Annotated in this window: 18 protein-coding genes, 1 tRNA gene and 5 pseudogenes; 9 read left to right on the top strand and 15 right to left on the bottom strand. The window is 49.6% G+C overall.

What is annotated here, in order from left to right; genetic code table 11:
* Nucleotides 1-9: 9 nt before the first annotated feature.
* From iolD to iolC, 5 genes and pseudogenes are all read right to left on the bottom strand, one after another.
* Nucleotides 10-1872 (bottom strand): 3D-(3,5/4)-trihydroxycyclohexane-1,2-dione acylhydrolase (decyclizing), encoded by a 1863-nt coding sequence (iolD, locus tag DXB00_RS08355; RefSeq protein WP_118729227.1) that lies wholly within the window; start codon nucleotides 1870-1872, stop codon nucleotides 10-12.
* 33 nt (nucleotides 1873-1905) lie between these two features.
* Nucleotides 1906-2691 (bottom strand): sugar phosphate isomerase/epimerase family protein, encoded by a 786-nt coding sequence (locus DXB00_RS08350; RefSeq protein WP_158578287.1) that lies wholly within the window; start codon nucleotides 2689-2691, stop codon nucleotides 1906-1908.
* A gap of 62 nt (nucleotides 2692-2753) precedes the next feature.
* Complete coding sequence (locus tag DXB00_RS08345) at nucleotides 2754-3560, bottom strand: 5-deoxy-glucuronate isomerase (protein ID WP_117490217.1); 807 nt, start codon at nucleotides 3558-3560, stop codon at nucleotides 2754-2756.
* 1 nt (nucleotide 3561) lies between these two features.
* Nucleotides 3562-4394, bottom strand: a pseudogene (locus tag DXB00_RS08335) (class II fructose-bisphosphate aldolase).
* The gene (iolC, locus tag DXB00_RS08330; protein ID WP_118729230.1) at nucleotides 4391-5422 is read right to left on the bottom strand and encodes a 5-dehydro-2-deoxygluconokinase; all 1032 of its coding nucleotides are present in this window, start codon (nucleotides 5420-5422) and stop codon (nucleotides 4391-4393) included. Before iolC ends, DXB00_RS08335 begins: the two are co-directional and overlap by 4 nt.
* A 155-nt stretch (nucleotides 5423-5577) precedes the next feature.
* Here iolC and DXB00_RS08325 point away from each other — a divergent pair, with 155 nt between their 5' ends.
* Both DXB00_RS08325 and DXB00_RS08320 read left to right on the top strand, forming a co-directional pair.
* Nucleotides 5578-6324 (top strand): DeoR/GlpR family DNA-binding transcription regulator, encoded by a 747-nt coding sequence (locus DXB00_RS08325; RefSeq protein ID WP_118729231.1) that lies wholly within the window; start codon nucleotides 5578-5580, stop codon nucleotides 6322-6324.
* Between the two features lie 134 nt (nucleotides 6325-6458).
* On the top strand, nucleotides 6459-6911 hold the full coding sequence (locus tag DXB00_RS08320; RefSeq protein ID WP_116705357.1) for a VOC family protein: 453 nt from the start codon (nucleotides 6459-6461) through the stop codon (nucleotides 6909-6911).
* A gap of 171 nt (nucleotides 6912-7082) precedes the next feature.
* On the opposite strand, the gene DXB00_RS16350 is transcribed toward DXB00_RS08320, so the two are convergent.
* From DXB00_RS16350 to DXB00_RS08310, 3 genes are all read right to left on the bottom strand, one after another.
* Nucleotides 7083-7238, bottom strand: coding sequence for a hypothetical protein (locus tag DXB00_RS16350; RefSeq protein WP_158578288.1), 156 nt, complete (start codon nucleotides 7236-7238; stop codon nucleotides 7083-7085).
* A gap of 178 nt (nucleotides 7239-7416) precedes the next feature.
* Nucleotides 7417-8355 carry a tyrosine-type recombinase/integrase gene (locus DXB00_RS08315; protein WP_119214787.1) on the bottom strand — a complete coding sequence of 313 codons (939 nt, stop codon included), beginning with the start codon at nucleotides 8353-8355 and terminating at the stop codon, nucleotides 7417-7419.
* 124 nt (nucleotides 8356-8479) lie between these two features.
* Nucleotides 8480-8716, bottom strand: a complete 237-nt coding sequence (locus DXB00_RS08310) for a hypothetical protein (RefSeq protein WP_118729233.1) — start codon at nucleotides 8714-8716, stop codon at nucleotides 8480-8482.
* 402 nt (nucleotides 8717-9118) lie between these two features.
* Between DXB00_RS08310 and DXB00_RS08305 the strand changes: the two genes are divergently transcribed.
* From DXB00_RS08305 to DXB00_RS08285, 5 genes and pseudogenes are all read left to right on the top strand, one after another.
* The gene (locus DXB00_RS08305; protein WP_118729234.1) at nucleotides 9119-9319 is read left to right on the top strand and encodes a hypothetical protein; all 201 of its coding nucleotides are present in this window, start codon (nucleotides 9119-9121) and stop codon (nucleotides 9317-9319) included.
* Between the two features lie 425 nt (nucleotides 9320-9744).
* Nucleotides 9745-10883, top strand: a pseudogene (locus DXB00_RS08300) (macro domain-containing protein).
* 77 nt (nucleotides 10884-10960) lie between these two features.
* Nucleotides 10961-11605, top strand: coding sequence for a vWA domain-containing protein (locus DXB00_RS08295; RefSeq protein ID WP_119214786.1), 645 nt, complete (start codon nucleotides 10961-10963; stop codon nucleotides 11603-11605).
* Nucleotides 11606-11610: 5 nt separating this feature from the next.
* The gene (locus tag DXB00_RS08290) at nucleotides 11611-12426 is read left to right on the top strand and encodes an ADP-ribosylglycohydrolase family protein (protein WP_118729236.1); all 816 of its coding nucleotides are present in this window, start codon (nucleotides 11611-11613) and stop codon (nucleotides 12424-12426) included.
* A 34-nt stretch (nucleotides 12427-12460) separates the two neighbouring features.
* Nucleotides 12461-13318 (top strand): GIY-YIG nuclease family protein, encoded by an 858-nt coding sequence (locus DXB00_RS08285; protein WP_118729237.1) that lies wholly within the window; start codon nucleotides 12461-12463, stop codon nucleotides 13316-13318.
* Here the strand turns inward: DXB00_RS08285 and DXB00_RS18175 are convergent.
* Nucleotides 13235-13513, bottom strand: coding sequence for a helix-turn-helix domain-containing protein (locus tag DXB00_RS18175; RefSeq protein WP_118729238.1), 279 nt, complete (start codon nucleotides 13511-13513; stop codon nucleotides 13235-13237). The two genes, DXB00_RS08285 and DXB00_RS18175, sit on opposite strands and share 84 nt — an antisense overlap.
* 188 nt (nucleotides 13514-13701) lie before the next feature.
* On the opposite strand from DXB00_RS18175, the pseudogene DXB00_RS08275 reads away from it, so the two are divergent.
* Nucleotides 13702-14038 (top strand): annotated as a pseudogene (locus DXB00_RS08275) (transposase); the annotation flags it as partial.
* A 154-nt stretch (nucleotides 14039-14192) separates the two neighbouring features.
* Here the strand turns inward: DXB00_RS08275 and DXB00_RS08270 are convergent.
* The 3 genes and pseudogenes from DXB00_RS08270 to DXB00_RS08260 form a co-directional block, all read right to left on the bottom strand.
* Nucleotides 14193-14904, bottom strand: a pseudogene (locus tag DXB00_RS08270) (IS256 family transposase); the annotation flags it as partial.
* A gap of 52 nt (nucleotides 14905-14956) precedes the next feature.
* Nucleotides 14957-15523, bottom strand: coding sequence for a Uma2 family endonuclease (locus DXB00_RS08265; protein WP_118729239.1), 567 nt, complete (start codon nucleotides 15521-15523; stop codon nucleotides 14957-14959).
* Nucleotides 15524-15743: 220 nt separating this feature from the next.
* Nucleotides 15744-18245 carry a tyrosine-type recombinase/integrase gene (locus DXB00_RS08260; protein ID WP_118729240.1) on the bottom strand — a complete coding sequence of 834 codons (2502 nt, stop codon included), beginning with the start codon at nucleotides 18243-18245 and terminating at the stop codon, nucleotides 15744-15746.
* Between the two features lie 341 nt (nucleotides 18246-18586).
* Between DXB00_RS08260 and DXB00_RS08255 the strand changes: the two are divergent.
* Nucleotides 18587-18889: pseudogene (locus DXB00_RS08255) on the top strand (transposase); the annotation flags it as partial.
* 1008 nt (nucleotides 18890-19897) lie between these two features.
* Here the strand turns inward: DXB00_RS08255 and DXB00_RS08250 are convergent.
* The 3 genes from DXB00_RS08250 to DXB00_RS08240 form a co-directional block, all read right to left on the bottom strand.
* Nucleotides 19898-19973, bottom strand: a tRNA-Met gene (locus DXB00_RS08250).
* A gap of 99 nt (nucleotides 19974-20072) precedes the next feature.
* Nucleotides 20073-21599, bottom strand: a complete 1527-nt coding sequence (locus DXB00_RS08245; RefSeq protein ID WP_119214784.1) for a sensor histidine kinase — start codon at nucleotides 21597-21599, stop codon at nucleotides 20073-20075.
* Nucleotides 21596-22276 carry a response regulator transcription factor gene (locus DXB00_RS08240; RefSeq protein WP_116705062.1) on the bottom strand — a complete coding sequence of 227 codons (681 nt, stop codon included), beginning with the start codon at nucleotides 22274-22276 and terminating at the stop codon, nucleotides 21596-21598. Before DXB00_RS08240 ends, DXB00_RS08245 begins: the two co-directional genes overlap by 4 nt.
* Between the last annotated feature and the right edge of the window lie 59 nt (nucleotides 22277-22335).

Below are 22335 nucleotides of genomic sequence, written 5' to 3'. Positions count from 1 at the left end.
TTATTCTCCTTAATATTTCCGCAGATTCTTGACAACATCATTCAGCTTTTCGTAAGCCTTGCGCACGGATTCCTTCTCGGCGACAGAGGCGGTGCCAACACGCCAAAAATTCTCATAACCTTCGGTCATCGTTCCAGGCAGAACCATGATCTCGATCAGGGTCGAGACATCGGACTGCTTGCTGGCCTCGATGGCAGCGTGCAGCTCGGTGAGCGTGGTGACGCGCCAGGTCTTTACGCCATAGGCAGAGGCAAGCTTGGCATAGTTCACCGGGACGTAACCGCCGGTCAGTCCGCCGGTGGACTGTTCACGGAAGCGGAACTCAGTGCCGAAGGTACCCATGCCCTGCGAACGCTCCAGATTGTGAATGCACTGGTGGCCGCTGTTGTTGAAAAGCAGAACGTTGATCTTGTGCCCCTCCTGAATGCTGGTCAGCAGATCGGAGTGACCCATCAGGAAGCCGCCGTCGCCGACGAAGGTATAGACCTCGTGCTCGGGATCGGCCAACTTGACGCCCAGAGCGCCGGAGACCTCATAGCCCATGCAGGAGAAACCGTATTCCAGATGGTATGCACCCGGACGGCGCGCAGTCCAGACGCGTTCCAGATCGGACGGCAGACTGCCGGAGGCGGCAACGATATTGTCCTCGCGCAGCAATTCATTCAGTTCCATCAGCACGCGGGTCTGGTTGAGCGCCGCGGCTTCCGGAGCCTCCAGCTGCGCCAGACGCGCAAGCTCGGTCTGCCAAGAGCGCTTTGCGTCCTTTACCTCATCGCTCCAGTCGGTGTGCCAGCCGCGCGCCTGCAAAGCGGTGTGCAACGCCTCCACGCCTGCACGCGCATCGGCGACAACCGATTCGGCATCCAGCTTGAGCGCGTCCATGCGGCTGGTGTTGATGGAAACAAAGCGTGCATCGGCTGCAAAGCCATTCTTGGAATTGGTAACAAAATCATTGAGTTTGGTGCCGACCGCGAGAATCAGATCGGCCTGCTTGGTGATCACGTTGGCAGACAGCGTGCCGCAGATACCAGCGCAGCCGAGATACCAGTCGCTTTCGCAGCTGACCTCGCCCTTGCCCGCCTGCGTCTCGGCAACCGGAATACCAAATTCTTCAGCGAACGCCAGCACAGCCGCGCCCGCATCGCTGTAGCGCACGCCGCCGCCCGACAGAATGACCGGCTTCTTGCTGGTCATCAGAAGTTCTGCTGCCCGCTCCACTGCCTCGGCACTCGCGGGCTGGCGATCCAAATGCCAGACGCGTTTTCTAAAGAATTCTTCAGGGTAATCATAGGCTTCTCCCTGTACATCCTGAGGAAGGCAGACAGTGACCGCACCGGTCTTAGCAGGATCGGTCAAAACACGCATGGCGTTGAGCATGGCTGTCATGAGTTGTTCCGGGCGTTGTACACGATCCCAGTAGCGGCTGACCGCCTTGAACGAATCGTTGACGGAAATCGAATAGTCCTCGTCATGCTCGAACTGCTGGAGCACCGGGTCGGGCTGGCGGTCGGCGTAGGTGTCGGACGGCAGCAGCAGCACCGGGATACGGTTGACCGAGGCCGTGCCGGCTGCGGTAACCATATTGAGCGAGCCGGGGCCGATGGACGCAGTGCAGGCGTAGATCGCGCGGCGGCGCATCTGCTTGGCGAATGCCACACAGACGTGGGCAATTTCCTGCTCGTTCTTGCCCTGAATGAAGGGCATCTGGTCGGCATACTGCTCTAATGCCTGCCCTAATCCCACTACATTGCCATGACCGAAAATTCCCATGATGCCATGCACAAACTTTTCTTCTTTCCCATCAACGCAGACATATTGCATGTCAAGAAAACGTACCAACGCCTGCGCCATTGTCAGCTTTACTGTGTTCATTTTCATGATCTCCTCACTGAATGTTCGTTACTTTCATCTATTCAGCACATATTTATCCAGCAATCGGCTGGTTTCGGCAGCCACTTCCGCTACATCACACTGCCAATGCTTGGCACTGATCAGCTCGTAGCTCCACCAACCCTCATAGCCGGTGTCCTTGACGGCCTGCACCCACTCTGCAAGAGGGACTTCACCTTCACCAGCGTACATACCTCGCAGAATAGTCTCATCGAAGGATTCTCCCTCCTTGGGAAGCCTGCAGTCACAGAAGTGAATGTGATAAATACGATTAGGATCAAAATGCCGCACATCATCCGGTGTAGTATCACCGCCGACAAACAGATGGAAAAAGTCGATGACGGTGCCGAAGTTGTCCCGTCCTACTGCTTGGATCAGCTTCTGTGTCAGGCGAAGCGAGTTGATCGGTGACCACCCAACAGGCTCCAGCTGGAAGCGCACGCCGTACTTCGCACCGATGTCACAGATACGCGCAATATTTTTTGCGGTCAGTGCAATTACTTCATCTTCCGAACGCCCCTCCAGAGCCAGCAGTGGAACGAGTTGGATGCAATCACAGCCCAACCGCTGCGCAACCGCAGACAGCTTTTCTGTTTCTGCCAGTGTATTCCGCACCGCATCGTCGTCTGTCCGCTCCACATTGGCAATATCATTGATGCTGATGATCTGCATGTTATATTGTTTCAGCCGTTCCGTCACATCACTTAATGGACTTCCGGAGGATAAGTAGTCCCAAATTTTGCTTGAAGCCACTTCCATTGCGCCAAATCCGGCTTCGCTGGCCAGGCGAATGTCGGTCATTAGATTGCTTTTCCAAATTGATTTCGTATGTAATGCCTTTCCTAACATGCGTAAGTCCTCCTTTACGCTTTTCCTTCGCAGGAATCAGGCCAGTATTTTGCGCCGGGTTGTTCCACCCACAGATGCTGCGGGTCAAAATCCGGTTTAATATACGGATTCCCTTCCAGATGCCGAATGACCCAAAGGTAATACATCGCATAGCCGGGGGCGGCAACCTGTGGATGAACTTTGTTGGGTTCAATTAAAACGGTGTCGTTGTGTTCCAGCAGAACGCCTTCCTCTCCCAGCCGCAGCAAGCCAAAACCGTTTTGAGGATAAAACTTATAAAAGTAGATCTCCGGCTGTGCGTGTGAATGTGACGGGAAGCCGGACCATTTTCCGGGATAGTGCATATCTTCCCCAAACATGATATTGGATTCCGGAGAAAGTTTTACATCCTGTGCCGTTCGCACAATACGAGTACCGGCCTCGTTCATGAAACCTTGGCCACGTACTTCTTCCACAATATCATCCTGAGCGCGGATTACCGGCATGAAATCACGTTCATTTTCAGTTCGAATGACTGCGATCTCGCTCTCTTTTGCAATACCACGCAATTTGACAGGGATATCCTTGGGCAAGTTTACGCTCCAGATCGTATCGTTGGTGTAGGTGGGTCGAGTACCCTTTACGATTTTTCCATTGAACTCGACTTCAATTTCACCGTAAAGCAAGACAAATACACGTTCAAGCGGCAGGTTATCTTCAAATTCCATATCTGCGGAAATCTTGAGGATACCAAAATCCATCATCATCTCACGATACTTGCCGTTTAATTCTGTAATTGGGTGATAACCAATCGAAAAAGGCTCCTGCTGATGAATTTTCATGTTAATTTTCCTCCTGCCATAGCATTTTGATGATGTGAAGCGCCTGTTCTTCTACCTGCGCAATTGGATGACTGAATAGGCGAAGTCGATCGAATTCGTCCGGCTGGGCTTTCATTTCGGAACGCAAGTGATCTGCAAAGGTCTTTCGTAAAACGGTTCCAAAATTCATTTTTCCAACCCGAGTTTGCTTGAGCTGTGAAATTTCCCCCTCCTTGATGCCGCTTGCTCCGTGAATTACCAGAGGTAGTTGGCATTTGTGTTCAATTTGCTGCAAAACAGGAAATTGAATGGAACCTTACGGGTGGCTAAACGATGAATATTCCCAACCGAAACAGCGAGCCAATCGACCTGTGTCTGCTCCTGCATTTCCCGCGCTTCTTCCGGATCGGTTAGATTTATTTCGGTTTCTCCGATATCGCTATACGGAACGGTTCCCAGTTCCGCTTCTAAAAACACGTTTTTTTTATGTGCATACTGCGCAATAGCTTGTGTGATCTTCAAATTTTCGGTTATCGGTAGGTGCGAACCATCAAACATAACCGAGGTAAAGCCGCTGTCGATCGCACGGATGAGGGTATCTGTTTCGGTACAGTGATCCAGATGAATGCCAACAGGTACACTCGAAGATTCGGCTAAAGCGTTCAGCAGTGCTGACCAATGCTCCACCGCCATTGCCGTACGTGCATCACGGTTGATCATCAGCAAAACCGGACAAACAGCGCGTTCGGCGGCACGGATCACAGCCTGCGCATCTTCGTATCCAAATATATTAAATCCCGGGATGATTCGCTTTTGCTGTGCGGCCTGTGCAACATAATTCTGTTCCCACTTCATGGCATCATCTCCTTTTCGTGCTGTGCACGATGCTGCTCTGCGGCTTGTAAATTAGGCATTGCATCTCCACAGCTGATTGTTTTCAGCGCCAATGAGGCACAGGCGGTGCCAAGCTGCATTGCATACGCTAAGTTGTGTTTTCGCAGAATGCCATACATCAATCCTGCTGCGTATGCATCACCGGAACCAAACGTCTTTACTGCTGCGGTAGGAATGCTGCCGCAGCGCAAGACCTTACCGTCAGACGTGTATGCTGCGGATCCGTTTGCACCGTCCTTTACAATGACCAGCTTCACGCCGGCATTCAACAGCGCCTGTGCTGATTTGGTATTGTCTTTGTTGCCCGGCATGGTGAGGTATTCAACAGCATCAAATTCTTCTCGATTGCCAATAACGATGTCGCATTGTGTGATCACCTGTTGGTAGCAACGTGCAGTTTCATTCTTTGATACCCATCCGAACGGTCTGTAATCGATATCTAAAACGGTCATCGTTCCAAAATCTCGTGCCAGCTGCAATATTGTAAACATTGCTTCACGCGAAGGGGATTGAGAGAAGGCAGTGCCAGAAAGCATCACGGACTGGGATGCGGCAATCAGATCACGATTTACATCTGCGGGGGAATATAGCATATCTGCTGTTCCCTGCCGGTATAGATACGTTCCATGGTGGAATGCATCCCCGCCGGTTGCATAGCCGCCACTCTCTTCGGCGCTGATGATCTCTGTTACTGCAATACAGTTGCGAGCCCCTGTTTTATCAACCACAATACCTTTGGTTTCGATATTTTGTGTCTGCAAAGCGGATAGGATATATTCTCCCATACCATCGTGCGCTACTTTTCCAAGAAAGCCTGTTTTTAGTCCTAAACGTGCCGCTCCCTGCACAATATTAGCGGGAGATCCGCCTACGGATTTTGTGAATGCCGGGATATCAGCAAAGGTGCAGCCTGCTTTTGTGGTGTTCAGGTCGATCCCCGCACGTCCGGACAATAACAGTTCTATACGCCGATCCTGCACATTTTTCATGTTGGATTCCTCCTTTGGGCTTTCGTTCCCTTGTTGATTTTAGCATATCACCATCCTGCGTTTATTTCAACTTTCGCTTTCTTTCAGTTTCGATTATTTCATATTGACATTTCGTTTTATTTCGTTTATCTTAAAAGAAGAAAGGGGAATGTACTATGACAAGTCGTATTGAAGAAATAAGGAAGATGCTTTTTACAAATAAAAAAGTGTTAGTCAACGATTTGAGTGAGCAGTTCGACATCAGTCGTGTTACCATTCGGAAAGATTTGCAGCAGCTAGAGGACGAGGGGATTGCCAAGCGTATTTACGGTGGTGCGGTGCTGGCGGACTGCGCTTTGCCTTCTTCGCTATCCAATGTAAACGATCGAACACGAATTGCTTTGGCTGAACGCGCTTGCGAAGAAATACAGGATGGTGACAGCATTTTTTTGGGATCCGGACAAACCTGCTGCTATCTGGCCAAGCTTCTTGAGCGCTTTCATGGCCTGTCGATCGTAACGAATAATATTACCGCGCTAAATGACCTGTTGAAGACGGATTCCCGCGTATATCTGCTCGGTGGAGAAGTGACATCCACAGATGCGCATACCTTATTTTCAAGTCCTGAAAACCCAAACACCTTCACAAATCATGTTTTCGTTTCAAAAGCATTTACGAGTATCTCAGGCATTGATTTACAGGCGGGGCTTACAGTACATTCTATTGTTTCGACGCATATTTATCGCAATCTGCCGTCTATGGCACGGTCCTGGTATTTGATGGCAGATTGCCATAAATTTGGTCAAATTGCCATGTATCCTGTTGCCGATCTCGATGCATTTCAATATCTGATTGCGGATGATGTGCCTGAAGAATACCGTACGATTTTGCATCAGAATCATACCGAAATCCTTTTGATATAGTACCGGTAAGGTTTATGGCAACACCGCACAATTAAAGCTGCGGCGTTTTGCGGAAATTATGCGGTATTGCCTTATGAATACAGTTGTGTAATGAAAACAGGAGTATGGAAAATCTTTAAGGAGATATATAATAAATGGTTGGAAGAATATATCACGTTGGATTAACAATATCAGATTTGGATAGGTCGATTGCTTTTTATAGAGATATTCTTGGACTTGAATTCCAAGGAGAATTATTGATGGCGGGTGAGGAAACTGATAAATTATTTCATAGGCGAAACTGTAAAGCACGGATTGCTTATCTAAACGGTTCTAAAAATGTTGAATCTCCACCGGTTGAACTTATTCAGTTTATAGATAATGCGGTTCATAAGATACAGTCAGATTTATTCACTACATCTATCTCCGAACTGTGTTTTTATACTGATGATATTGATTTGACTTATAAGCATTTTATTGAAAACAATGTAGAGTGCTTATCTGAACCTCAACATTTCAATTTCACTTCACAAGGATTTGGAGAAAGTAAAGCCTTCTATTTCAAAGATCCAGATGGAATTATACTTGAAATGATGCAAGCACTATAAAAAGAGAACGAAGCGTCCTGTTTGTTAGTCACAAACGCTTTCTCGTTGTGGCTCGCTGCATAAAATGCGGCCGGCAACCTATAGGCTGCCGGCCAGAAAATCTTTATATTTTTTCACTGTCCTCTTGACGGGTAGCGGTTCAATTCACAGACAGCAGGCCCTTTCGATCGTTTACTTCTGCCCTTCCTCAAGCGCTCGCTTGGCCATCGTATAGCAGGTTTCCACCGGCAGCTCGACAAGACTGGCAATATTCTGATAGGAAATGCCCTCCGCACGATACTTGAGAATGGTCAGCGTCAGCTGCGTTCTTTTAATCGCTTTCTGCAATGCATCCGAGTCGTACCGCTTGTTCTCTTTGTCTTTCTTCTAGCATTTACAACAGAACCCGTCCGGTGATGCTGTCCAAATTTCTCCGCACGCTTTATAGAGTGACCGTTCTCTGCTTCGGTGGCGGCAAATCGCACAAATCCCATCCTCCGCATTCGTGGGGCGTTGCTGACACACCTTACACAAACTTTTGAAGTTTTTCATAGAAATCCGCTTTCGGGATTTTCTCCTCCGCATGAGTCGGCGCAAACAAGCGCGTGTTCTGCCATGCGTGACCGATTTTCCCGACCGGCTCGATTGCTTCCATTTCGCGGTGCATGGACGCTTCGCGCGGGTGAACGTAATAATGCGTAGTAGTCGTCACATCGGCGTGCCCGAGCAGACCTGCGACAGTCGCGGCGTCCACGCCCTGCTCAATGGCGCGCATCGCAAACGTGTGCCGAATGTCGTGAAACCGTACATTCGGCAGGTGCAGACCGACTAGCACATCTCGCCAGTAAGCGCTCAGATGGTCTAGGTCGAGCACGCCGCCCACTGCGCTGTAAATTGTCTCTGTCGGCGCCCGTTCAAACAGGGAACGAAACCGCTCCCACTGCACGGTCAGCAGGCCTTGCAGCACTTCCAGTAGGTACAGTGAACGCTCCGAAGCCTCGGTTTTCGCCGTGCTGAACACCAGTTTTGTGCGTTTTCCGTATTCCGCGCTCGGGTCGATCGTGACGCGCCGAACCGTCTGCGTGATATGCAGCGTGCCGCTCGACGCGTCGTAATCCTTCCACCGCGCTGCGCAGACCTCGCCGATCCGCATTCCGGTGTACAGTGCAAGAATGATGCCCGCATTGTTAAGCGACAGGTCGGAAAACAGCCACTTTTCGAGCTTTGTCTGCGCGTTGTCGCTCAGCATCGTCAGCTTTTTCGCCCGGCAGTGCGCGTAAACGGTTTCCGGGACCGGATTTGCGGTCAGAACTCCGTCTGCGACCGCACGTTTGCAGCAGACATCGAGCACCACGCGCAGGTTTTTGACACTTTTCGCGCTCAGCGGACCGCCGGTGCGCAGATTGCCATGCTGTGCCTCGTCGTTCAGAAACCGTTGCACGACCGCTGTCGTCAGCTGGCTCATCGGCAGATACCCAGTTTAGGGAGAATATGTTTATACATATTGTCGCAGTAATGCTCATAACCGCTCGATTTCGCCACGGGCTTGACATATGTTGCGAGCCATTGCCCTGTCCATTCGTTCAGCGTCATACCGTTTTCACCTTGAACGTCTGAAAAATACGGTCGCCCATGTGCGGCGCGTGCTGATGATACTCACACTGCTTGCGATAACAATATCGCACAAAAGCTGCCTGCATATTGTCCAAACAAACTTTTCTGCCGTCCGGCAGAGTCAACTGCTGACGTTCAAAGTCCCAGCTTTCCCAGCATACTGTTTCGATACCCGGATATGGAAAAACACGAAATAAATATTTGTTTTTCATTAAATCTCGCCTTCCTTTGTCATTTCATAAATGCAAATACCGTCAAAAATAAAAAACTGTGCAGATCTAAAACCTACACAGTATTTATCGGTATGACAAAGAGACGGAAGTTCTGCACTGATCGTGGCGTTTACCCTTGCGTAAACGTCGAAAAAAGGGTATACTGGTACTATAGTGGGGAGATTTCCGTTGTGTAGGTGGGTCGTCACCTGCGCAGGTGCAAGGGAGTTGGCGCTCTCTTGTACTGCCGTATTTGATTTGAAATTCTCTTACTATTGATATAATAGCATATAAGTAGCACTTGCATAACATGCATTATGCACAAATATAAGTGCAACTTGTATTTCAATTTCACTATATTCGTGTAATCTATTCTCTGATATAATATCGAGGGGGGAGCAAATGGCGGCTACCGAGGCGCAAATGCGTGCTACTGCAAAATGGCAGAAAGAAAAGACAGATGAGGTGCGTTTCCGCGTGCCCAAGGGCGAACGCGCCGTTATTCAGGCGCACGCTAACCACCAAGGCGAATCCACCACCGCATTTATCAAACGTGCAATCAAAGAAACTATGGAGCGCGATAATGCGGAGAAACGTGAGTGATTATCCGCTGCACTCCCAGTGCAATTACATATCGTTCAAAAGACTCGTTGCGTATAGACGGTCGCAAAATAAGGCGAAAGGCTTTCCCGAAAGGGATTGTCTTTCGCCTCATTAGCGTTCAAAGGGAATTACGGTAAAAAAAGGCAATCGCTTTTCGTTTTCGTGAAATCCAGAATATTCCTCATATGCTGCAAATCTCCCGGAGAGTCTGGAACGCTCGCGTCTGAACGCGGGAAAATCCTTTTTCACATAATTCGAGTAATCCAGATCAAAATCCCGGCGGCGTATGGCAATACCGCATAACTGGGTAAGAGCGATGTACGAGTAAATTCTGTACGGTGTTGTCTTAAACATTTCACATTTTACCAAACAAGCTGGTGAAGTTTTGTCCCGCAAGCGAGCCGAACCGCTGTAAAAGGAAATCTATGTCAGCCGATCAAGAAAGGTGCACTCATTCAACATACCTATTGTTAAACCGGTTTGATGCAATAGATTCAAACGAAAAACAAGAGGTGAAGATTATGCCGCTCCAGGTTGTGAGAAACGACATTACGAAAATGAAGGTTGACGCCATCGTCAACGCTGCCAACGAGTCGCTGCTCGGTGGCGGCGGTGTGGACGGCTGTATTCATCGTGCTGCAGGACCAGAGCTGCTGGCGGAATGTAAAACGCTCCGTGGTGCAAAACCGGGAGCGCGAAAATCACAAAGGGCTATCAGCTGCCATGCAAATATGTCATTCATGCTGTCGGTCCTCGTTGGTACGATGGACAGCATGGTGAACGTGAACTGTTGATCTCCTGCTATCAGACTTCGCTCATGCTGGCGAAGGAATACGGCTGCGAATCGGTTGCATTCCCCTTGATCTCCTCCGGCATTTTCGGCTATCCGAAGGATCAGGCTCTCAAGGTTGCAATTGACACCATCAGCAGTTTCCTTCTTGAAAACGAAATGACAGTATACATTGTCATTTTTGACCGTAAAGCCTATCAGATCAGCGGCAAGTTGTTTGCTGATATTGCAGCGTACATAGATGACCGCTATGTGGACGAACATACCGATAGTCGTTCCGAGCGTCTGCGCAGAATGAACACCTTCCGGATGGAAGAGCCGATGCCTTGCGAGGCATCCATTCGTGAAATTGCAATCGAACAGCTCACACCTCCCTTCTCTGCGGCAGTTGCCCCTAAAAAGGCGGCAACCCTTGATGATGCACTGGGACAGATCGACGAGAGCTTTTCCGAGATGCTTCTGCGGAAGATTGATGAGCGCGGCATGACGGACGCACAGTGCTATAAGAAGGCAAATATTGATCGGAAACTCTTCTCGAAGATCCGTTCGGACAAATCCTACAAACCTTCCAAGCCCACAGTCATTGCATTTGCCATTGCCCTTGAGCTGCCGCTTGCGGAAATGAAGGATATGCTCATGAAGGCGGGGTTCGCGCTCTCCCATTCCAACAAGTTTGACATTATCGTGGAGTATTTCGTGGAGCATGGAAACTACAACGTCTTTGAAATCAACGAAGCTCTGTTCGCCTTTGATCAGAGCTTGCTCGGCGCATAAAAATGTCGCTTGAAAAGCGACCACTGCTCTCCTGTGATTTGCTACCATAGAGATAACAAATCACAGGAGGTTTTTTTATGAAGCATACAACAGAATTGGTTTTTATCCTGGACCGCAGCGGCTCCATGTCGGGGCTGGAGACAGACACGATCGGTGGATTCAACTCCATGATTGCCAAGCAGAAAAAGGAAGCGGGCGAGGCGCTGGTCTCCACCGTACTCTTTGACAACGAGAGCGTGGTCATCCACGACCGCCTGCCGCTGGAGGATGTGCCGCCCATGACCGAGAAGGAGTATTTCACCCTCGGCTTCACGGCGCTGCTAGATGCCGTGGGCGGGGCCATCCACCACATCGGCAACATCCACAAGTACGCCCGCCGCGAAGATGTACCGGAAAAGACGATGTTCATTATCACCACCGATGGTTACGAAAATGCCAGCCGCCGTTATGACTATGAAACGGTGCGGCGCATGATCGAGCGACAGAAGGAAAAGTACGGCTGGGAGTTTCTCTTTCTGGGTGCCAATATCGACGCAGCGAAGGAAGCGGCACGCTTTGGCATCGGCGCTGACTGTGCGGTGAACTACAAGTGCGATGAGGCCGGTACAGCACTGAACTATGAGGTCATCAGCGAAATAGTTTGCAGCGTTCGCGCCGCAAGACCTCTCGGCGCCGACTGGAAGCGCCGCATCGACGAAGATGTGCAGAAACGCGGGAGATGATGAATATGTACGGTGCGATTTTGGGCGACATTGTGGGCAGTCCCTACGAATTTGACTGCAACAACTACAAGGCCAAGGACTTTCCGTTATTCAGCCAGCGGTCCGAATTTACCGACGATACGGTAATGACGCTGGCCGTGGCACAGGCCCTGCTGGATACTCACGGACAGGATGCTATCACCATCAAAACGGCGCTGGTGCGGGAAATGCAGCGGCTGGGACACGCTTATCCCGACAAGGGCTACGGTGTGCGGTTCAATCAGTGGCTGTATGAGGATAACCCGCAGCCGTACCTCAGCTATGGCAACGGCAGTGCCATGCGGGTTTCTCCCGCGGCATGGCTGGCAGAGAGTATGAAAGAGGCGCTGCATCTGGCACAACTCACCGCCGAGGTAACGCATGATCATCCGGAGGGAATCAAGGGCGCACAAGCCGTTACTGCAGCGATTTTTCTTGCCCGCACCGGCCACAGCAAGGTGGAGATCAAAGCGTATGTGGAATGCGAGTTCAGTTATGACCTCTCCCGCACCTGCGACGAAATCCGCCCAACCTATCATCATGTGGAGAGCTGTCAGGAGACTGTGCCGCAGGCTATTGCTGCATTTTTGGAAAGCACGGATTTTGAGGATGCCCTCCGCACGGCGGTGTCCCTCGGCGGTGACAGCGACACGCTGGCCGCTATCACCGGCAGCATCGCCGAGGCATTCTATGGTGTGCAGGAAGATCTGAAACAGGAGTGCCGCAAACGCCTGACACCGGAGCTGGAAGGGATACTGCAAGCGTGTGAAAATGTGCTTTTACTGCGGCAAAAACTATGGTAAACTGTAACCGAAAAGAGAAAAAGGATGGGCAGTCATGGCGATTTTGAACTTTTCCGATGTGCTGAAGAAAGTAGGACTTGACCCGAAAGAGGTCAAGCTGATACGCCACGCATTGTCTGATAAACGATTCAGAGAATGCTACAAGGCCGGTATGGTATACGAATACACACAGCATCAAAAAACAGGTTTCAGCAAAGGGTATTCCTACTGGATCACTTTTATCAGCGACGGCGGTACATACGCGAGACTGCATTCCTGCTGTCGTGTCAATGGCTTTGTAGCGGATATACCGGATGTATGTCCCGCCGGATTGCCCGACTGTGAGGCAAAAAAATACCGTGGTGAAAGAGCGTTTTTTGATTTGGAACCGGTGGATCTGCTGAAGGACTACGAAGGAAAGCTGGTCATCGACTGGGGCGGATCGACTCGAATGTGGCACCAAAAGGCCACGACCGAAAAGCCCATCGTAGCGATTGAGTCAAAGACTCAAAAGCCGTTTGTGGGGTTTGAACAGCTCATTCTGTCCTTTGATGATCTGAAAGAAGTGATTGAAAATGATACGGACTATGAACTGTGGCATGCGGCCATGTCTTCTGTCAACGCAGTTTATCTGATCGTGGATACCAGGACAGGGAACCGATATGTCGGATCGACATATGGTTACGACGGACTTCTTGGGCGTTGGTCCGTCTATGTATCCACTGGCGGCCACGGAAATAACAAGGGCATGATCAGCCATTTGAAGTCTGCGGACCACAGCTGTCACGATTTGCAGTTTTCTGTTCTGCAAATTTTGTCAAAATCGCTTTCAGAGCATCAGATCATAGATGCAGAAACGCTCTGGAAGAAAAAGCTGCTGACCTGCGAGCCGTTTGGCATGAACCACAACTAATCGTTTTGTGATATTTTTCGGATAATACATCAACTCCCTGATGGAGTGACAAATCCTATCAAGGCCGGTGTATTTCTTGAACATTGCATTAAAGTGATAGATACTGCTGAAGCCGAGCATATCCGCAATTTCCGCAATCGGTGTGACCGTATGCATAAGCATATCCTGCATCTCGCCGATACGGCGCTTTATCACATACTGCGCATTACTAACTATTGACTACTTCGCAAACTGTCCGACTCTTTCCACTTGATATGAAGTAATTATCTTGCGTACATACCAAAGCCTTCAGGCATGGGCTCGGTAATATCAGGCACGCCGACAAGTTTTTTCTCGATGATCTCGCGGGTGCGGGTACCGTCCGAGAAGGTCGCAATGGTACGGTAAGCCGGATCACGGATAAGATTCTGCCTGTGGCGAAAGAATGGCAGCAGCGGCCTCTGGAATCGATCTACGCCGTAGTTTTTTCTGGATGCGATCCACTATCGAAGGTCAGATTGTAAAAAAGCAGTGTACATTGCCATCGGCCTTGATCTGGATGGCCGCAAAGATGTTCTGGGGATGTGGGTCGGCGAGAATGAGAGCGCAAAGTTCTGGGCGACCGTACTGAATGGCCTGAGGAATCGGGGCGTAGAGGATACTTTTATCGCATGTACAGACAATTTGACCGGTTTCGATACAGCCATCCATGCAGTGTTCCCGGAAACGGAGATTCGAGTGTATGAAAAAACTCTGTAAATAAGATTCTTCTATGATAATTACGGGCGATAAGCTTGTGAATCAGGCTTGTCGCTCTTGCTTTATATATAACGGCTACCTACGGGCTTGTCAAGAGCAGGCGATTCCCCGCCTGTCTTCTTGATCCGCTTTTGGATTATTCAGGTAAGCGTCCTTCATACATAATGCTCAATTCTCCATAAACCTGAGCCCAGTTATGAATCGTAGCAGTCCATTTTTTCGCCGCCTCAAAAGTATCCAGATACAGCGCCTTTAACAGAGCGGTATCACTTGGAAATACGCTTCTCTGGCGATTCAGCTTCCGGTAAGTGGAATTCAGCGATTCGATTGTATTTGTCGTATAAATGACCGTTCGGACAGTGGTTGAAAACTTAAAAATTAGAGAATAGCATCTCGGTTGCCCTTCCAGCGTTTCATGTAATTCGGGTATTTCGGAGTCCATTTTTCAGTTACGCGGTCTAAGGTAGCCAGAGCCTTCTGCTCATCAACGGCCTGATAGATGGTTTTTAAATCTGCAAAAAAGGCTTTTCTGTCCTTATCCGGAACGTATTTCAGGGTGTTTCTTATCTGACGGACAATATACCGCTGATATTCTGTCTTGGGAAACGCAGCTGAAATCGCTTCTCTCATACCGGTAAGGCTACCGGCACAGACAATCAGGATATCTTTCACTCCGCGATTCTTCAGTTCGTTCAAGACTGCCAGCCAGTATTTTGCGCTTTCATTGTCAACAAGCGTAATCGTCAGAACTTCTTTTTCCCCTCCGCATTAATGCCGAGAATAACGTAGGCTGCAAGTTTACGAATGACTCCATTATCCCGTACAGAATAGTGGATTGCACCCATGTAGGTATCGTAAATTGCTATCCCCTCTGAAATAGGGTGACGTTTCGTTACTTCATCACTCAAATACGTGCATCAAATCCAGCTCACAACCGATCAGCGTAAACACCTTTGCGGCGGTGTCTTCTTTAGTATAAACGGCAACGGTACGATACAAGCCGTTCTCCAGCACAAACACGGTTGCATTCTGTTCCTGCGGCGATACGATCCAGTATTCCGGTACGCCCGCCTGCTGATAACGGTTCAGCTTCACCAGTCGATCCGCTTTGGCAGTTGAGGGAGAAAGGATTTCCATTACTACAGTCGGCGCACCGAAGCAGTATTGTTCACGCAATTTGTTAGGATCACAGATTACCGCCAGATCAGGCACATAGACGGTACTCACATCATCTGCGCTCTGGTTGGCATGGTTCGGAAGAAGCACCTCAATCTCTGCAAATACGCGGCAAGGCTTGCCGTCCAGAAAGTTGCGGAGCTGCTGCAAAAGTGCGCCCTCTATGTTCTGGTGCTGGATACTCGGACGCGCCTGCATGACTGCCACGCCGTCGAATAACTCATACTTCTGCTCGGTATCCCATGTCAGATAGTCGGCATAGGTGCTGTGTGTGGTTTGCGGTAATGGCATGGTTTAACCCTCCTCGTATTGTCAGACACTCGTTTTTCGCAATAATTTGATTTTATTATAACACACTGAAAATAGCATAACCAGTAAAACTACTTCGGCTATTAACTGGGGCCTCTGCCTGCGACGGCGGCACACTCCACGTCCTGCGTCAAGGCCGGTAAAATGACGTTGCGCATGAGGCGCGGCAGCGTGACCGGAACCTACGCAAGGAGCCGCGACTTTAATTGTGCGGTGTTGCCTTAGCAATCCCCACCTCAACCGCACCCACAACATCATGATTTGTAACCCACCAGTGTCCCGTCGTATCTCTATTTTGCGGAGTTACTTCACTCAAGTCATGACAGTGCGCCTTACCCTGCTTAGTTACCAGCAGTACACCTGTTTCCACATATAACGCATCTATGACATCGCCGCCATGCCCCCACTGTATCAGCTGTACACCTGCACCCAGTCCCAGCTTTGGCTCAATCATACGCTTTTCCGCTGTGTCCGGCGACAGTACAAGTCCTCTGCCTTTCTCTGTCACAATAATCAGCTTATGCTCCGGCTGGTAGACCATAAGCTGACAAAGTGAATCTCCTGTCTTCAACTTCATGCCGGAAACCAATCCGATACCTAGATTTTTATACTCATGCATCGCCTGAACAGACACGCGCAATGCCTTTCCTTGACGGCTGACAAACAGCAATTCGTCTTCCGCTGTGCTGCAACACGCTGTGACAATTTTCTCCCCACCTGTACGTACAATCTGCATACCGTCTGGTATAACACGCACTTGATCCAACGACAGCCGCACCTGCCTGCCGCTTTGCGCTGCACAGACCAGCGAAGTATCCTTAAGATTACATTCGGTCAGCACACCATCTTTAAGCAATGCTTCATGACATTTCTGCCATCTACCATTTTTGCAGAAGTCATCCACTGTTATTGAAGCCGGCAGATACCATGCCTGACCACTCGAACTGACCAGAACTTTATCAGCTGATTGTCGGAAAACCACTATCCGCTTCACTTGAAGTTTCTTATCCAATCCCATCGAACAAACGCCTGATTTACAAATCCAGCGGTTTTCCGGCACTTTAACCAGTCTGCCGCTGGATAACACAGCCAGCAATTCTTCTTCACAGATACCCTCTTTCTCCTCCAGCTTTGACTTCATCTTTGACGATTCAGCCTGTTGGCTGCATGGATACGGCTTTCCCTCTGCATCCACGACCTCCGGCAGCCACTCGCGCTCTAAATCCTCCACTTCCGGCATACTATCCACAAGTTCCGGATTCTCAAAAAGGCCGACCGATGTATAAATAGACCGGCTCTTCTCAGCCATATCCGCCGCAAGACGTGTTTCCTCACGCATTGCTGACGTACATCCCAGTTCCATCGGCCGTTTAAACGAACTATATGTATGCAGGATTGTTTGCTCTGTCAATAACTCTGCCTCGCCCTCGATTTCGACTCTCAACCTATCATTTGGCTCTATCGTTTCCGTATAAAGCTCATACTCTGCATTCTCCGTCACCGTCAGTTCAACCGGACCGTCATACACTTTCGACATACCCTTTTTCAGAGTATCCTGCTCCATCCCGGTCTTACCACAGATATACATATAAATCGGCCGCTGCATCATGACATGAAGCAGTCTGCGCTGTCCATCTGCATTGGCGAAGTCAAACACCTCGGTTCCATCATTCTCCTGTGCATGACCCATCAGTGCCGAAATTTCGTCACGAGAAGCATCCGTGGTATCATACTCGGTTGCTGCCTGATGACGCAGAATATACGCCGTGACAGATTGTTCATACTCTTTCCCATATGTTTCATCAACCGTTAACAGTGCATCCGCTTCCTCAAAAAAACCTTCTTCTACACCAGCATCGCAGCAGATATTTTTAAACATTTGATTCACTTCTCTCGTCGTGCAGCGTTTCCAGTACGCTTGACCTTGACATCCAAGCGGCCATCTATCTACCTCTGCATCCGATGTACCTCCATGCTCATGGTAATATGTGAGCGCTTTCTTTTTACGTTCCATAAGAAAATTTCGAAACTCTTTTACAAGTGGCAGCAAGCGATATGAATTTGATGTTTTTCCGCCCACTTGAACGTCACGCGAGCTCTGCTTTTCCACATATCTGCGTTCAATCGCATATAGATCCTCATCCATCTGACGAATATCGCCATATGACAAGCCAGCGGCCTCTGAGGTGCGAAGGCCCAGCAGCAGCATTGCAAGCAGTGCAACGCACTCACCAAAGCGATCTGCACGACTTAACATTTCTTCATAAATACGAATTACTACGCTGATGGGAAGCGATTTTGGGCGCTTCAGCAGCTTATGTGCAAGATTGAACAAATACTTTTGCCCCTCAGCGGTGCGCGCAAGACCATTTTTGCAAAGTTCCACATCAACATTTCCCCAGAAACGCATCTGGGACAGGTCATGCTGATATGCTTGCTCAACAATGCAGGAAAAAATTTTCTCAGCGTTTTGCTCAATGATCCTGTCACCCAGACCAAACTGTCGCCTTTCCATCCACAGCTTTTCTGCCAGTTCTTCATTGAGATCTGCATACGGTATCCCCCGAAAAATCGGTGCAACAGACCGCCAGAATTCTCTGTCATACGCTATGCATGTACTCTTGGCCCAGTGACGATCATTTTGCATATCCAGCAAAAATTGTTCGTAACCGCCTTCCAGCGTTAACTCGCCTTCTGCTGTCACTGGTTGATACTTATAATCGCTCCGATCACACTTGCACGGAACTTTAAACTCATCTAAATTTTGTCCCGTTACTTTTCTTGGGCTATGAAAAAATTTCCCATTTTTCTCCTTTTTATCTAAAAAACTTGGACAGTCCGCCCAAGTTTCTTTGGTTTGCCGCCGGAAGCTTTCAGTATAGACACCCTTTTATCTCGCAGCAAAGCTCTTGTTAATCAGATGCGCAAGGAGGTGGATAACTGGTGCTTACAGGAACCGCTCTCATGAACGAGCTTGTCAATGAACTGAATGAGCTTAAACTTTTAACAATGGCAGCCACCTTAGATGATCTGTATGGTACAGACCTCATTCTCCATTCCGACCAGGGCTGGCCGTATCAGCACAAGCAGTACTATCGCATGCTCCGAGAGAAGGGCATCCGGCAAAGCATGAGCCGCAAGGGAAACTGTCTGGATAATGCTGTGATTGAAAACTTCTTTGGATTACTTAAAAGCGAGCTGTTGTATCTACAGGAATTTCATTCCATGGAACACTTCAAGCAGGAGCTCATTGCGTATCTGGATTACTACAACAATCGCAGGATCAAGGCAAAGCTAAAGGGCTTGCCGCCTGCAATTCACAGACAGCAAGCCCTTTCGGCTGCTTGAACAATTTTTACTTCAAAATATTGTCTAACTTTTTGGGGGCACTTCACAATGCCGCATGTCTTCTCTTCATAACTGGTTTTTCTGTCGTCCGCCGACATACAGTTCCATCTGATCAAAGACCATTCTACTGCATCGCTATCGGGTTTTTCCGTTGCCCGCCAACATTCCGGCCCAAAGTCCGGCATCAATTTCAGATTTTAGGTGCCAGCCGCACCAGAGGGATGACGCCCTCTGTCCATTTTCATTATATGCATTTCCAGTGGAAAAGTCAACGAAACGTGTGAAGAAAGAGCTGTCTACTTGCGCAGTTAACTCTAATATTGCATCATAACTCTTTTCAAGTTAAGATACAATATTAGAGTTAAGATCCGTCGCAGACTACATCTCCACTACCGCTTCTCAGCTAAGCTACTGATAGCGCTGCGCTTATGCACTTTATAAAACGAAATTTCAAAAGAGAATTCTCAAAACTGGTTGATTAAAAACCATATATCGAATATACTATAAATAGGAAAGCAGGCGACATCCTGCTGGTGCGGCTGACACCTTAAATCCGATAGAGAATCCGGATGTATAGACCGGAGGGTTGGCAGGCAACGATAAAACCTGATTGTGATTCCAGACGTATGGGCTGGAGTGTTGGCGGACAACGATAAAATCAGTCATAAGGGGGAGACGCACAGCATCGCGGTGTTGTAGTCTCCCTTTTAATTTATATGGAGTCAACATCAACCGAATATTTAAAAAGGTTGCGAAATTAGTTGATATTACGCTATGAAGGATTGTCTAACTTTTTTTGGGGGCACTTCAATATTCTATTCGCGCGGGAATAAATTCAAAAAAACTTCTATTGTCATTATACCTATCACACAAACGAAAACCAGCAAATCCCACTCTCATTTTATCCCCGTTGGGGTACAATTGGGGCTGGAGCGCCTATCTGCGCATCTTCAAATCCTCTGAAAATACAAAAAAACCGCTGATTTCAACGAAATCAGCGGTTAAACATGGTTGCGGGGACAGGACTTGAACCTGCGGCCTCCGGGTTATGAGCCCGACGAGCTACCAACTGCTCTACCCCGCGATATAGATTTTATCGCAGCTCTCTTTCAGAGTGCTTATATACTATACCATAGGATAACACAGTTGTCAAGCATAATTTTCAATTTTCTATTCGACAAATTCAGTCTTTTATCTTGCTGTCCTCCGCGGGCAGCAGATCCGGCAGCTCAAACCAGAAGCAGATACCGCCTTCGACGTTCTCCGCGCCGCAGGCGCCGTGCAGGGTATCCGCGATGGCGCGGACAAGCGACAGACCGATGCCGGTGCCGCCGGCCTCTCGGGTACGGGCGCGGTCGGTGCGGTAGAATTTCTCCCAGATCTTCGGCAGCTCCTCCTCCGGCAGACCATCGCCTTCATTGAACACGGACAGGCGCACGCTGTTGCCGGTTTTTGTGGCCGAAATCTCAATATGCTTTCCCTCAGGCGTGTAGCGGATAGCGTTGGACAGGTAATTCATCAGCACCTGATCGAGCAGATCGCCGTCCGTGCGGACCGTAATATGCGCGTTCTCATATTCCACGGTCAAACCTCGATTTTCACACAAAACAGCGGTTTTGCGCACCGCTTCCGCACAAAGTGCATGCAGATCAATATCCTCGTCGAACGTCTGCTCTGCACCCAGCTCCAACCGCGACAGACTGAGCAGCTGCATGACCAGCTTGTTCATGTGGTCGGCCTCATCGGCGATGGTGTCACAGTAGAACTTGCGGTCCTCAGGGTCATCGGCCACGCCGGCCGTCAGGCCCTCAGCATAGCCCTGAATGAGCGCGATCGGCGTTTTCAGCTCATGCGACACGTTCACGATGAACTCCTGCCGCATATTGTCGATACGCTCCTTCTCCTCGATCTCCTGTGCCAGCTGATCGTTGGACTCCTTCAGCTCACCGATCGACTGCTCCAAATACGCAGACAGGCGGTTGAGCGACTGTCCCAGCTGGTCAATCTCATCGCCGTCCCCCTTGCCGGTGTACTGCATAGAGAAATCCAGCTCACTCATCCGGTCGGCCAGTCCCGCCATTTGAATAAGCGGGCGCGTAAACTGACGCGAGATAACATAGCCGCACCCCAGACAAATCAGCAGCGCACAGCCGCCGGCAATCAGCAGAAACACCAGATTCAGCGAAGAATTCTGTTCGATATACGCATAGGGCATATATGCGATCAGATATTCACCGTGTTCCGCATTCAGCACACCGATCAGACACAAATACTGGTCATTATCGCGCAGACTGATCGTCATAAAGCGGTATTCGTTTTTACCCAAATCTACCCAGTCACGATTCTGGACCACGGACGCCAGCACCGCAAAGCTGCGGAACTTCTGCTCCATGTGCCCAAAATCAAACCCTACGTCACCCTCCTGCATGGCAGACGAGGTAATCACATCGCCGTTATCGGTCACCACTGCCAGACGAATGGCACTGCGGCTCTCATAGCTGTCCAGCAGCGCGGCAACATCCGAGGAATCACTCGCGTAGCTGGTACAGATGCTGCCGTAGGCATCACGCAGCTCGCTCCGGCGTGTCATCATATAGTAATCCTGATAGAAAAACACGTTGAGCAGCACAAGAATACCGATAAACACCAACGCGATAATGCTGATCGCAGCAAAAAACGTAAACCGGATTGACCGATGCTTCAGCTTCATACCTCAAAGCGGTAACCGTAGCCGCGCACGGTTTCGATCATGGTGCCGCACTCGCCGAGCTTGGCGCGCAGCTTTTTAACGTGCGTATCCACGGTACGCAGGTCGCCGAAGTAATCGTAACCCCAGACTGCATTGAGGATACTCTCGCGCGACAGCGCAATCGCACGATTGTTCTTGAAGTAGATAAGCAGCTCGTACTCCTTGGGGGTCAGGTCGATCGGCTTGTTCTCCACCATGACCTCACGGCGCAGCTCATTGACCGACAGCTTGCCAAGCTGTTCGAGCGGTGCACCGGCACGGCCTTCTCTTTTGAGCAGTGTGCGCACGCGGGCCGCCAACACGATCGGCGAGAACGGCTTGGTGACGTAATCATCCGCACCGCCTTCCAGGCCGCGCACCTGATCCGCGTCCTCGGCACGGGCGGTGAGCAGCATAACCGGCAGGTGGGTTTCGCCGTGCTCCTGCTCGCGCAGCTCCCGCAGGACTTCAAAGCCGTCCATCCCCGGCATCATCACGTCCAGAATGGCCATATCCAGTCCCGGACGGCGGTTCTCCAGAATATTCAGCGCTTCCTTGCCATCGGCGGCCTCGACGATGATATGACCGTCCCGCTTGAGAAAGTCGCTGACCAGACGACGGATACGCGCCTCATCGTCTGCGATTAAAATAGTAGACAATATAATTCCACCTTACATTCTTATAATACCGCAAGTATACCGCCGGTGTTTGTTCGTTG

This window comes from Butyricicoccus sp. OF10-2 (assembly GCF_003481925.1).
In the GTDB taxonomy this organism is placed as follows: Bacteria; Bacillota; Clostridia; order Oscillospirales; family Butyricicoccaceae; genus Agathobaculum; species Agathobaculum butyriciproducens.
Note: the sequence above shows the minus strand (reverse complement) of the source record. Positions and strands in the feature narration are given on the sequence as shown.